The following is a 12,937-nucleotide window of genomic DNA, read 5'->3' as shown; positions in this document are numbered from 1 at the left end:
CCTAGATTCGCCTCCATGAGCACGACCCTGAGCAAGACGCACTCGCCGGCCGAGCTGCGGTCGACCCCGGTGGACGGCGTCGACGTGCTCGGAGCGCTCTCACCCAGCCGGGCGTCGGACTTCATGACCTGCCCCCTTCTCTACCGCTTCCGCACCATCGACCGGCTGCCCGAGGAGCCGTCCGCCGACGCCCTGCGCGGCACGCTGGTGCACAAGGTGCTCGAGGACCTCTTCGACCTGCCGGCGCCGACTCGGACTCCGGACCGAGCGCGTGACCTGCTGCTCCCGACCTGGCAGGCGCTGCTCGAGGCGGAGCCGACTCTCGCCGAGCTGTTCGCCGACGAGGGACCCGACGTCGCCGAGTGGCTCACCTCCTGCCGGTCGGTGCTCGACCGGTACTTCACCCTGGAGGACCCGCGGCGCCTGGAGCCCGCGGAGCGGGAGCTCTACGTCGAGACCCTGCTCGACTCGCGGCTGCTGCTGCGCGGCTTCGTCGACCGGCTCGACGTCGCCGCGGACGGCGCGATCCGCGTGGTCGACTACAAGAGCGGCCGGTCCCCGAGCGAGATGTTCGAGGCGAAGTCGCTGTTCCAGATGAAGTTCTACGCCCTGGTCATCTGGCGCACGCGCGGTGTCGTCCCGGCGATGCTCCAGCTGGTCTACCTCGGCAACGCCGAGATGGTGCGCTACGTCCCCGACGAGGCCGACCTGCTGGCGACCGAGCGGAAGGTCGAGGCGATCTGGACCGCCATCCGCCGAGCCCAGGAGTCCGGCGACTGGCGACCAAGCCGCTCCCGGCTCTGCGACTGGTGCTCGTTCCACTCCCTGTGTCCCGAGTTCGGCGGCACCCCACCACCGCTGCCCAGCGAGCGAGCAGCGGACGACGAGCCTCGGCCCCAGCTCAGCTCGTGACGCTCGGCCCCGAGGGCGGTCTGGGTGCGGTCGGCGACGCCGATCCGCCGGAACACCGAGGTGAGCTGGGCCCTGGCGCACCGGCGAGAGAACCTCGCGCTTCGCCCGGAGGGCGACGTGGGGGCTGTGCTTGAGCGTCCCGTTCCACTTCTGCGCCGCGTGGTTGCTGTCGACCTCGGCCTCGATCCTGGCCGGCCCACCGACCGGACGAACCGACGCCAGCCCCCGGCGGCACTACGGCCCCTGACCGTGCCGGGTTCAGCTGCCGACTCGAGGGGGTTACTCCGGGTAGAGCACGCAGGCGACGTCGACGCCGCCGGCCCGTCGCAGCTCGGGCGGCTCGGCGGGCTCGAAGCTCACCGCGACCCCGGTGCCGGTCTCCTCGATCGAGGTGACCCCGGTCCACAGCGGCTCCTGCGGGTCCTCGGCCCGGATCCGCTCCAGCACCTCACGGACCGCCGGACCGCCGCCCGAGCCGAGCGTCGCGGTCGTCGAGGGCGAGTCCAGCCGCCCGAGGTCACCGAGCACCTGCTGCTCCTCCTGGTAAGCCGCGTCGGCGCGGGTCCAGTGCTCCTCGACCAGCGCCCGCAGGTCGCGGGACTCCCAGCCACAGCCACGCACCGCCTCGGGACAGCGGGGGTGGAACGAGCAGCCCAGCGGCGGCTCGGCGGCGTCGGGGATCTCGCCTCGGGGCAGGTTCCTGGGGACCATCTTCTCGGGGTCCGGCTCGGGGATCGCGGCGAGCAGCGCCTTGGTGTAGGGATGGCGCGGGTTGGCGAAGATCTCCTCGGTCGGGCCGATCTCGACCACCCGGCCGAGGTACATGATCGCGACCCGGTCGCAGAAGTACTTCGCGGTCGCCAGGTCGTGGGTGATGTAGACGTAGGTCAGCCCGAGGTCCTGCTTGAGGTCGAGCATCAGCTGGAGGATCTTGGCCCGCACGCTCATGTCGAGCATCGAGACCGGCTCGTCGGCGACCAGGACCTCCGGGTCGAGGATGATCGCGCGTGCGATCACGGCCCGCTGCTTCTGACCGCCGGAGAGGTCGGAGGGGTACTTGGTCAGGAAACGCTCGGTGGGGCTCAGCCCGACCCGCTCCAGCGACGCCTCGACCCGGCGCTTGAGCTCGGGGCCCTTGGCGAGGCCGTGGATGACGAGGGGGTCGCCGACCGCCTCCTGGATCGTCATCGACGGGTTGAGCGCCGCGTGCGGGTCCTGGAAGACCATCTGGAGGTCGGTCCGCAGACCGCGCAGCTCGGCCCCCCGCATCTCGGAGACGACACGACGTCCGCGCTCGGCGCTGTGGTAGGTGATCGAGCCGTCAGTGGTGTGGGCCAGTCCGAGCAGCGCGCGGCCCAGGGTCGTCTTGCCGGACCCGGACTCCCCGACGACGCCGAGCACCTCGCCGCGGGCCAGCTGAAGCGTCACCCCGTCGACGGCCCTCACCAGGCGGCCCTTGAGCCCGAGCAGGCGGGAGAGCACGTTGCCCTGGAGCTGGAAGTGGACGGCGAGGTCGTCGAGCTCCAGGACGGTGGCGGATCGCTCCTTGGCGGCCGTGGGCGCCGGGTCAGGCTTCGTCGGCAACGGAGATCTCCTCCCGCTTCAGCGGCTCGCGCTGCGCCTCGTCGAGAGTCAGCCCCTCGGCGACGTCGGCGGCCCAGCAGGCGGCACGATGGCCGTCGCCGTGGTCACGGTCGACCGGGTGGTCGGTCGCGCAGATCGCCATCGCGTCGGGACACCGAGGGTGGAAGTGGCATCCCGTCGGCGGCTCGACCAGGTCGGGTGGGGCGCCGTCGATGTAGTTCAGCCCGGTGGTCGACAGGGAGATCGTGGAGCGCAGGAGCTCCCGGGTATAGGGGTGCCGCGGTCGGCTGAAGACCTCCTTGGCGTCCCCGATCTCCACGATCTCGCCGGCGTACATCACCGCCACCCGGTCGCACGCCTCGGCGATGATGCCGAGGTTGTGCGTGATCAGCAGCAGCGAGGTGTCGAACTCGGTGCGCAGGTCGTGCAGGATCCGGATGATCTGGGCCTCGACCAGCACGTCCAGGGCGGTGGTCGGCTCGTCGGCGACCACGAAGGCCGGTCGCAGCACCAGCGCGAGCGCGATCATCAGGCGCTGCCGCATGCCGCCGGAGAACTCGTGGGGGTACGCGCGGTAGCGGGTCGGCGGGATGCCCATCACCCGCAGCACGGCCAGCGCCCGCTGCTCCACCTCGCGCTTGTCCAGGCCCGGCTCGTGGACGTGCAGCGTCTCCTCGAAGTGCTCCGAGATGCGCATCAGCGGGTTCAGCCGGGTCAGCGGCTCCTGGAAGATCATCGCCAGGTCGGTGCCGCGCAGGGCCCGCTGCTCGCGGCCCGACAGCCTCAGGAGGTCGCGGCCCTGGAACCTCAGCTCCCCGTCGCGCGCACCGCCGTCGGGCAGGAGCCCGATCAGGCCGCGGCCGAGCGTGGACTTGCCGCACCCCGACTCCCCCACCAGGCCGAGGATCTCGCCGCGGCGCAGGGTGAAGCTGACGCCGTCGACGGCACGAACCGGGCCACGGTCGGTGCCGTACCAGACCCGCAGGTCACGGGCCTCAAGGACGGGTCCCTCGATGACCGGGGCACCGGCGTCGCGCAGCTCGCTCACGGTCGACCCCCTTCCATGTCGGCGGCGGCGTTGTCGAACGTGCCCCCCGTGCCGCCGCTCGGGCCAGTGCCGACGACGTCCGCCGGCACGCGGGGACCGAACATGACCGGCTTGAGCCGACGCCGTCGCAGCGCCGGGTTGATGGTCTCGTTCAGACCCTCACCCACCAGGGTCAGGGCGGTGATCAGAAGCACGATCATCAGGCCCGGCCAGAACGCAGGCAGCCAGTTGCCACCCTGCGCGTCGTCGATGGCGCGGCTCAGGTCGTAGCCCCACTCGCTGGCCTGCGTGGGCTGGATGCCCAGACCCAGGAACCCCAGGGCGGCCAGCGTGCCCAGCGCATCGGCGGCGTTGAGGGTGGCCAGGACCGGCACGGACTGGACGACGTTGCTGAACAGGTACTTGCGCATGATCGTCAGCGGCGGGGCGCCGATCGCGCGGGCGGCCTCGACGTAGGTGGCCTCGCGCGCGCTCACCGTGGTGTTGCGGACCACCCGGAAGTACTGCGGGATGTAGATGGCGGTCAGCGACAGCGCGGCGGCGAGGATCCCGCTGCCGATCTTGCCCTTGAGCAGGAAGGAGAACACGATCGCCAGCAGCAGCGAGGGGAAGGCGTACATCGCGTCCATCAGGAAGACCAGGATCCGGTCCACCCAGCCGCCGACGAAGCCGGACAGCAGCCCCAGCGGAACGCCGACCAGACCGGCCAGGATGACCGACAGGAGCACGACCTCGATCGCCGTCCGGGCACCCCAGATCATCCGCGACTCGATGTCGAAGAACTGGTCGTTGGTGCCCAGCAGGTGGGTGCTGTCGTAGGGGCCGAGCTTGGGGAAGTCGACCCCGTGCGCGGCCGTCTGGTCGAACCCGTACGGCGCGACCCACGGCGCGAACAAGGCGCAGACCACGAAGACCAGGGTGATCACCAGGCCCGCCCAGAACATGTACCGGGCCAGGCCCTTGGTGTTCCAGATCGTGGCGAAGAACGAGCGGATCCCAGAGCCGGCCCTGCTCATCACGGAGGCCATCAGTACCTCACCCTCGGGTCGACCAGGGCGTTGAGGATGTCGACCAGGAGACTCACGATCACCACGACGATCGCGAAGAACGTCACCAGCCCCTGGACCGCCGGGTAGTCGCGCTCGTTGAGGTAGTTGACCAGGGCGGATCCGACCCCGGGCCAGTTGAACGTCGTCTCGGTCAGCACCGCACCGGACAGCGTGAGCGCCACCTGGAGGCCGATCACCGTGATCACCGGCACCAGCGCGTTGCGGAAGGCGTGCTTGCGCACGACCCGGCCCTCGGGGATCCCGCGCGCCCGGGCCGCCTCGACGTAGTCGCCCTTCAGCGCCTGGATCACGTTGACCCGGACCAGCCGGATGATGACGCCGGTGATCAGCAGCCCGAGCGTGACACACGGCAGGACGCAGTGCTGGAGGATGTCGAAGACCCCGGTCCAGTAGTTCGCATAGATCGCGTCGACGATCAGGATGTGGGTGTGGCTCGGCACGACGTAGGTGGTCTGGGCCGAGGCGATGCCGTAGGTCGGCCAGCTCGGGAAGTGCGTCGCCACGAAGGCCACCAGCAGCACGCCCACCCAGAAGATCGGCGCGGCGTAGGTGACGATGCCGAAGACCCGGATCACCGCGTCGAGCCCGGAGTCGCGGAATCGGCCGGCCAGCCGTCCGAGGGGGAGCCCGATGAGCAGCGCGACCAGGAACGCCCCGGCGGTGAGGGTCAGGGTCGCGCCGCCCTTGTCGCGCACGACGTTGAGCACCGGCTGGTTGTCGGTGATCGTGGTGCCGAAGTCGAAGCGGGCGGCGTGCCCGAGGTACTCGAGGTACTGCTTGTAGAGCGGCTGGTCGAGCCCGAGGTCGTGTCGCTTCTGGGCGATGATCGCGGGCGGCAGGTGACCGCCGACCGCGGCCGTGACCGGGTCTCCGGGGGCCACCCGGAGCAGGATGAACACGACGGTCAGGAGCACCAGCATCATCGGGATCACCAAGATGACCCGGATCAGGATGTAACGAGCCAGCGAACCGGACCCCGCACTCGAGCTCATCAACCCTCCTTCTCCCCGTGCGGCCCGACCCTACGCGCGCGCCCAGGGGCGCCGTACCGGTGCGGGTACGACGCCCTGGACGCTCGTGCTCAGCCGCTCTTGGAGGGCAGCCACATCCGGAAGATGTAGGCCTGGTCCAGCGTCGGCTCGACCCCGGTCATGTCCTTGTTGGCGATGCCGGTGTTCTGGCCGAACCACGACGGGATCATCGGGACGTCCTTGGCGGTCAGGGCCTCGATCTTGCCGATGGTGGCCCCCCGCTGGGTCGCGTCCGTCTGGCCGCGCTCCTTGGTGAGCAGGTTGTCCATCTTCTTGCTGGTGTAGCCGTTGACGAAGAAGCCACCGTCGCGCAGGAACGGGCTCAGGTAGTCGTCCGGGTCGAGGTAGTCGGGGAACCAGCCGAGCTGGTACAGGTCGTAGACGCCCTGCTTCTCCAGGTCCTGGTACTGGTTCCACTCGGCGTCGTCGACCGTGGCCTTGAACAGCTTGCTCTTGTTGAGCTCCGAGGCCAGCTCGTCGGCCTCGTCCACGCTGTTGGGCCCGTAGTGCGACGGGGTGTACCCCAGCTTGATGGCGACCGGGGTGGTCACACCGGCCTGCGACAGGATCGCCTTGGCCTTGGCGACGCTGGGAGAGCCGTACGCGGTCTGGAAGGCTTGGTTGGCGCCCTGGAAGCCCGGGGGCACCGTGGAGTACGCCGGGTTGACGGTGCCGTCGTAGGCACGCGAGGCGATCGCGTCGCGGTCGATGAGCTGGGCGACCGCCTGGCGCACGGCGGGGTTCGCGCCGGGCCCCTTCTGGGTGTGGAAGACCCAGTAGCGGAACTCCGAGCCCTTGCCCGGGTAGACGTTGACCTTGGAGTTGCCCTGAAGGGTCTTGATCTCCTGCGGGCTGAAGGTCCGCCACGCCACGTCGACCTGTCCGTTGCCGATCGCGGTGGACAGGGCGGTGTCGCTGTTGAAGTACTGCACCGTCACCTGCGCGGCCTTCGGCGTGTTCGGACCGCTGTAGTGCGGGTTCGCGGTGAGCACCGCCTGCTCGCCGGGCGAGTACTGGCTGAGCTGGTAGGGCCCGGAGCCGATGTCCTTGCCGTCGGTGAGGAGCTTGTCGGACGGGTAGACCTTCGGGTCGATGATCGACGCGGCCGGCGTGGTCAGCGCCTGGATGAAGGTCAGGTCGGGGGCGTTGAGGTGGAAGACCACCGTGGTGTCGTTGGGGGTCTCGATGGCCCCGTCGGCGAGGTCGGGGTGCTTGGTGCTCCCGTTGCTCAGGTCGGACAGCAGCGACCATGCGCCGTTCGGGTCGTTGATCACGATCGAGCGCTTGAACGAGTAGGTGATGTCCTGGGCGGTCACCGGGTCGCCGTTGGAGAACTCCTGGCCGGAGTTCAGCACGCACTTGACCGTCTTCGGGTCGGAGTAGGCGCAGGACTTCGCGGCGTACGGCGTGGGCTTGGTGCTGCCCGGCTGGTAGGTGACCAGCTGCTGGTAGATGTTGTACTGCAAGGTCCACGACGGGAGGTCGTAGGCACCGGCAGGGTCGATCGAGGTCACGCTGCTGTCGGTCGTGCCGAGGATGTAGTTGCCTGCCGTGTTGCTGCCGCTCGGCGCGCTGTTCTTGCTGCCACACGCCGCGAGGACGGTAGCCACTGCCGCCACTCCGGCGATCGCGGCGACCTGTCTGGTCCGGTTCACTGCGCTCTCCCGTCTCGGGTTGCCCCTCGCGAGGGGCTCATCAGTCCCGAGAACATAGCCCCTGAGGGCGTGACGGTCCATCACTCCTGCGACGCGTGAGGTCCCGATCAGGCAACGATTGCGCTCTGGGCGGTGAGTCCGCAGAGCCCGTCGACGAAGACCCGGCCCGGGCCCGGGGGCACCGAGATGTGCAGCGGCGCGCACAGCACGGTGCACCCAGCCGCCTGCGCCGAGGTCGCACCGGGGCTCGAGTCCTCGATCGCCAGGCAGTCCCCCGCCAGCACGTCGAGCAGACGCGCGGCGGTGAGGTACGGCTCGGGGTGCGGCTTGCCGCGCTCGACCGAGTCGCCGGTGACGACGGCGGCGAAGCTGCCCTGCGGCAGACGCTGCACGATCGGCTCGACGAGCCGCGTCCACGACATCGTCACCAGGGCGCACGGCACGCCGGCATCGTTCAGCGAGGCGAGGAGCTCGCGGGCGCCCGACCGCCACGGAACGGCCTGCTGCACCTGGGCGATGACCGAGTCGAGCATCTCCTCCACGATCTGCTCGGGCTCGAGCTCGATCCCCATCTGCGCCCGCATGTACCTCGCGGAGTCGATGAGGTCGAAGCCGACCACCTCCAGCGACTGCTCGGCCGACCAGGTGCCGTCGTGCCGCTTCGCCAGGTCGAGCGCGGCGACGGTCCAGCAGGGCTCGGTGTCGACGAGCGTGCCGTCCATGTCCCACAGAACCGCGGCGTAGGAGTCGATCGTGGGCACCCGCTCAGTCCTCCGGGTCGTAGCCGAGGTTGGGCGACAGCCAGCGCTCGGCCTCGGCCCGCGACCAGCCCTTGCGCCCGGCGTAGTCGGCCACCTGGTCGGGGGCGAGCCGGCCGACCACGAAGTACTGCGACTCGGGATGGCTGAGGTAGATGCCGGACACCGAGGCGCCCGGCCACATGGCCATCGACTCGGTCAGCTCGATGCCGGTGGCGGTGGAGACGTCGAGGAGGTCCCACAGCGTCTGCTTCTCGGTGTGGTCGGGGCTCGCGGGGTATCCCGGCGCGGGGCGGATGCCGGCGTACTGCTCCTTGACCAGCTGACGGCTGTCGAGGTGCTCGTCGGGGGCGTAGCCCCACAGCTCGCGGCGGACGCGCTCGTGCAGGCGCTCGGCGAAGGCCTCGGCCAGTCGGTCCGCGAGCGACTCGAGCAGGATCCCGGAGTAGTCGTCGAGCTCGGCCTTGAACTGCTCGATCCGCTCGGCGGTCCCGAGCCCGGTGGTGACCGCGAAGAGCCCGACGTAGTCGCGGAGCCCCGTCTCCTTCGGCGCGACGTAGTCCGCGAGGCACCGGTTGGGGACCCCGGGACGATGTGCGCCCTGCTGGCGCAGGTGGTGGAGTACGGCGTGCGGCTCGGCGCGCTCCTCGTCGAGGTAGACCTCGATGTCGTCGCCCACGGAGCTGGCGGGGAACAGCCCGACCACGCCGTGGGCGGTCAGCCAGCGCTCGTCGACCAGGCGGTCCAGCATCGACTGCGCGTCGTCGTAGAGCCGGCGGGCGGTCTCGCCGGACTCGGCGTCGTCGAGGATCTCGGGGAAGGACCCCTTCATCTCCCAGGCGTTGAAGAAGGGCTGCCAGTCGACGTAGCGACGGATGTCGCCGAGGTCGGCGTTGCGGAAGACGCGGACGTGCTGGGAGGTGCCTCGACGGCCTGTGATCGGCGAGACGTCGTGGTCCTGCTGGAGGAGCAGGCGCGGCCGGGGTGGCCGGTAGCCCTCCCACGAGATCGGGGTGCGCTGTGACCTGGCCTCGGCCAGGGTGGTCAGGGGCCGGTCGTTCTTGGCGGCGTGCCTGGCCCGCAGCGAGTCGTAGTCGGCCTTGACGTCGGCCAGCAGCCGCTCGCGCCTGGTGTCGTGGAGCAGGGCCGCGGTGACGGGCACCGACCTGGACGCGTCCTTCACCCAGACCACGGGCCCGTCGTACCGGGGGTCGATCTTGACCGCGGTGTGGGCGCGCGACGTGGTGGCGCCGCCGATGAGCAGGGGCAGGGTGAAGCCCTGGCGCTGCATCTCGGTCGCGACGTTGACCATCTCGTCGAGGCTGGGGGTGATCAGCCCGGACAGGCCGATCGCGTCCGCGCCGACCTCGCGGGCGGTGTCGAGGATCCTCTGCGCCGGCACCATCACGCCGAGGTCGATCACCTCGTAGTTGTTGCACTGGAGGACCACGCCCACGATGTTCTTGCCGATGTCGTGGACGTCGCCCTTCACGGTGGCGGTGACCAGGGTCCCGTTCGTGCGCTTCTTGGGCTGCTCGCCGCCCTCACCGGCGTGCGGGCTCTGCGCCTCCTGCCGCTCGATGAACGGGACGAGGTGGGCGACGGCCTTCTTCATGACCCGCGCGCTCTTGACGACCTGCGGGAGGAACATCTTCCCCGCGCCGAAGAGGTCGCCCACGACGTTCATGCCGTCCATCAGGGGGCCCTCGATCACCTCGATGGGCCGGCCCCCGGCGGTGGCGATCTCCTGCCGGAGGTGCTCGGTGTCGTCGACGATGTGGGCGTCGATCCCCTTGACCAGGGAGTGGGTGATGCGCTCGCGCAGGGGCAGCTCACGCCATTCCTCGGTCGCGTCGTCCTGCTCACCGGCCGCGACGTTGAAGCGCTCGGCCACCTCCAGCAGCCGCTCCCCGGCGTCGGGACGGCGGTTGAGCACGACGTCCTCGATCCGCTCGCGCAGCTCGGGGTCGACCTGGTCGTAGACCACCAGCGCGCCGGCGTTCACGATGCCCATGTCGAGGCCGGCCTCGATCGCGTGGTAGAGGAAGACCGCGTGGATCGCCTCGCGGACCGGGTTGTTGCCGCGGAACGAGAAGCTGACGTTGGAGATGCCCCCCGACACCTTCGCTCCCGGGAGGTTCTGCTTGATCCAGCGCGCCGCCTCGATGAAGTCGCGGCCGTACGCCGCGTGCTCCTCGATCCCGGTGGCGATCGCGAAGACGTTGGGGTCGAAGATGATGTCCTCGGGCGGGAAGCCCACCTCCTCGGTCAGGATCCGGTACGCCCGCCGGCACACCGCGATGCGGCGTTCGAGACTGTCGGCCTGACCGTCCTCGTCGAAGGCCATCACGACGGCGGCGGCGCCGTACCTTCGGCAGAGCCGGGCGTGCTCGACGAACGCCGCCTCGCCCTCCTTCATCGAGATGGAGTTGACGATCGCCTTGCCCTGCACGCACTTGAGGCCGGCCTCGATCACCTCCCACTTCGAGGAGTCGACCATCACCGGGACTCGGGAGATGTCGGGCTCGGAGGCGATCAGCTTCAAGAAGCGGTCCATCGCCGAGACCCCGTCGATCATCCCCTCGTCCATGTTCACGTCGATGACCTGGGCGCCGCTCTCGACCTGCTGGGCGGCCACCGAGAGCGCGGCGTCGTAGTCGCCCTCCTTGATCAGCTTGCGGAAGCGCGCCGAGCCGGTGATGTTGGTGCGCTCACCGATGTTGACGAACAGGCTGGCCTCGGTGATGGTGACCGGCTCGAGCCCGGCCAGCCGCATGACCGGGGGGATCTCGGGCACGCTGCGCGGCGCGACTCCCTTGGCGGCGTCCGCGATGGCGGCGATGTGGTCGGCGGTGGTCCCGCAGCACCCGCCCACGATGTTGAGCAGCCCGCTGGTCGCGAACTCGCCGAGCACCTGCGCCATGTGCTCCGGGGTCTGGTCGTACTCCCCGAACGCGTTGGGCAGGCCGGCGTTGGGATGGGCCGACACGAAGCAGTCGGCGACCCGTGCCAGCTCGGCGACGTAGGGCCGGAGGTCCTCGGCCCCCAGGGCGCAGTTCAGGCCGATGGCGAGCGGGCGGACGTGCCGCACGGAGTTCCAGAACGCCTCGGTGACCTGGCCCGACAAGGTGCGCCCGCTGGCGTCGGTGATGGTGCCCGAGACCAGCACCGGCCAGCGCCGCCGGTACTCCTCGAAGAGGGACTCGATGGCGAAGATGGCGGCCTTGGCGTTCAGGGTGTCGAAGACGGTCTCGACGAGCAGGATGTCGGCGCCACCGTCGACCAGGCCCCGGGCCTCCTCGAGGTAGGCCGCGACCAGCTCGTCGAAGGTGACGTTGCGCGCGCCGGGGTCGTTGACCTCGGGAGAGATGGACGCGGTGCGGGACGTCGGGCCCAGCGAGCCGGCCACGAACCGCGGCCGCCCCGGCTCCCCCGCGGCGTCGGCCGCCGATCGGGCCACGGCCGCGGCCGCGACGTTCAGCTCGTAGCAGAGCTCCTGGAGCCGGTAGTCGGCCTGGGAGATGCGGCTGCCGTTGAAGGTGTTGGTGCAGATGATGTCGGCGCCGGCCTCGAGGTAGGCGTCGTGGATGGACCGGATCACACCGGGGTTGCTGAGCGAGAGCAGGTCGTTGTCGCCGACGAGATCGCCGGGGTAGTCCGCGGGCGAGGCGAAGCGCTCTCCGCGGTAGGCCGCCTCGTCGAGCCGGTGACTTTGGATCATCGTGCCCATCGCGCCATCGAGCACCAGGATCCGGTCGCACAGCAGGCCGGTCAGCTCCGCGGTCGCGTCGGGTCGGTGACGCGTCGACCCCGTTGACCCGGCTGGCTCGACTGGCTGCGACACGGCTTCCTCGCTCTCCTGGGCCCAGCCTAGGAACGCCGTCCCGGCTGCTGGACCCGGTTTCCGCATCGTGACATCGGGCGACGGTGCCGGCCAAAACCTCGCCGACCCGATCGCTACTGTTTGTCCGGTGATCGAGATCGAGGAGTTCGACGGCCTGGTCGAGCCGCTGGTGATTGCCGCCTTCGAGGGCTGGAACGACGCGGCCGAGGCGGCGTCGGGTGCTCTCGACCACCTGATCCGCGTCTGGGACGCCCGGATCATCGGCGCGATCGACCCCGAGGAGTTCTACGACTTCCAGGTCAACCGGCCGGTGGTCGGCATCGACGAGCTGGGGCACCGCAGGATCACCTGGCCGAGCACGCAGATCGCGGTCGCGTCTCCTCCCGACCTCGACCGCGACGTGATCCTGCTGCGGGGCATCGAGCCCAACATGCGCTGGCGACAGTTCTGCGCCGAGCTGCTGGCGGCCTGTGACGACCTGGGGGGTCAGCTGGTCGTGACGCTCGGCGCGCTCCTCGCCGACACCCCGCACACACGGCCGATCCCCGTGTCGGGGACGGCGACCGAGCCCGACCTCGCCGACCGCCTCAAGCTGGAGCAGTCGACGTACGAGGGACCGACCGGCATCGTCGGGGTCTTCCAGGACGCCTGCGTCCGGCTCGACATCCCCGGGGTGTCCTACTGGGCCGCCGTACCCCACTACGTCGCGCAGCCACCGTGCCCGAAGGCGACGCTGGCCCTGCTCGGTCAGCTCGAGGAGCTGCTCGAGTGCAGCATCCCGCTGGGCGACCTCCCCGAGGACGCCCGGGCCTGGGAGCGCGGCGTCGACGAGCTGGCCGAGGAGGACGAGGACGTCGCGGAGTACGTCAAGGCGCTCGAGGAGACCCGCGACACCACCGACCTCCCCGAGGCCAGCGGCGAGGCGATCGCGCGAGAGTTCGAGCGCTATCTGAAGCGCCGGACCGAAGACGGCTGAGGCGCTGCCAGCCCGGAGGGCCAACTCAGCTCAACCCGGCGCGACCCAGCGCAACCCAA

At 70.1% G+C, this 12,937-nt stretch carries 9 protein-coding genes; 2 read left to right on the top strand and 7 right to left on the bottom strand.

Going from position 1 to position 12,937, the window contains the following annotated elements; genetic code table 11:
- The first annotated feature begins 15 nt into the window (after window positions 1–15).
- Window positions 16–912 carry a PD-(D/E)XK nuclease family protein gene (locus tag VHW64_RS13070; RefSeq protein ID WP_329651000.1) on the top strand — a complete coding sequence of 299 codons (897 nt, stop codon included), beginning with the start codon at window positions 16–18 and terminating at the stop codon, window positions 910–912.
- A gap of 279 nt (window positions 913–1,191) precedes the next feature.
- On the opposite strand, the gene VHW64_RS13065 is transcribed toward VHW64_RS13070, so the two are convergent.
- The 7 genes from VHW64_RS13065 to metH all read right to left on the bottom strand — a co-directional run bounded on the left by VHW64_RS13065 (window position 1,192) and on the right by metH (window position 11,902).
- Complete coding sequence (locus VHW64_RS13065; protein WP_329650999.1) at window positions 1,192–2,496, bottom strand: ABC transporter ATP-binding protein; 1,305 nt, start codon at window positions 2,494–2,496, stop codon at window positions 1,192–1,194.
- Entirely contained in the window at window positions 2,480–3,544 is a 1,065-nt protein-coding gene (locus VHW64_RS13060; RefSeq protein ID WP_329650998.1) for an ABC transporter ATP-binding protein, read from the bottom strand. Before VHW64_RS13060 ends, VHW64_RS13065 begins: the two co-directional genes overlap by 17 nt.
- Window positions 3,541–4,572, bottom strand: a complete 1,032-nt coding sequence (locus tag VHW64_RS13055; protein WP_329650997.1) for an ABC transporter permease — start codon at window positions 4,570–4,572, stop codon at window positions 3,541–3,543. The genes VHW64_RS13060 and VHW64_RS13055 overlap by 4 nt, the downstream gene beginning before the upstream one ends.
- Window positions 4,572–5,606 (bottom strand): ABC transporter permease, encoded by a 1,035-nt coding sequence (locus tag VHW64_RS13050; protein ID WP_329650996.1) that lies wholly within the window; start codon window positions 5,604–5,606, stop codon window positions 4,572–4,574. The genes VHW64_RS13055 and VHW64_RS13050 overlap by 1 nt, the downstream gene beginning before the upstream one ends.
- 89 nt (window positions 5,607–5,695) lie before the next feature.
- Window positions 5,696–7,300, bottom strand: a complete 1,605-nt coding sequence (locus VHW64_RS13045; protein ID WP_329650995.1) for an ABC transporter substrate-binding protein — start codon at window positions 7,298–7,300, stop codon at window positions 5,696–5,698.
- A 107-nt stretch (window positions 7,301–7,407) separates the two neighbouring features.
- Complete coding sequence (locus VHW64_RS13040; protein ID WP_329650994.1) at window positions 7,408–8,061, bottom strand: HAD family phosphatase; 654 nt, start codon at window positions 8,059–8,061, stop codon at window positions 7,408–7,410.
- Window positions 8,062–8,065: 4 nt separating this feature from the next.
- Window positions 8,066–11,902 (bottom strand): methionine synthase, encoded by a 3,837-nt coding sequence (metH, locus tag VHW64_RS13035; protein WP_329650993.1) that lies wholly within the window; start codon window positions 11,900–11,902, stop codon window positions 8,066–8,068.
- Between the two features lie 127 nt (window positions 11,903–12,029).
- On the opposite strand from metH, the gene VHW64_RS13030 reads away from it, so the two are divergent.
- A complete protein-coding gene (locus tag VHW64_RS13030; RefSeq protein ID WP_329650992.1) occupies window positions 12,030–12,878 on the top strand; it encodes a PAC2 family protein in 849 nt (282 codons plus the stop codon).
- Window positions 12,879–12,937: the final 59 nt, after the last annotated feature.

This window comes from Nocardioides sp., assembly GCF_036267815.1.
Lineage (GTDB): Bacteria > Actinomycetota > Actinomycetes > Propionibacteriales > Nocardioidaceae > Nocardioides.
The sequence above is the reverse complement of the archived record's forward strand: the minus strand, read 5'-3'. Positions and strand labels throughout refer to the sequence as shown.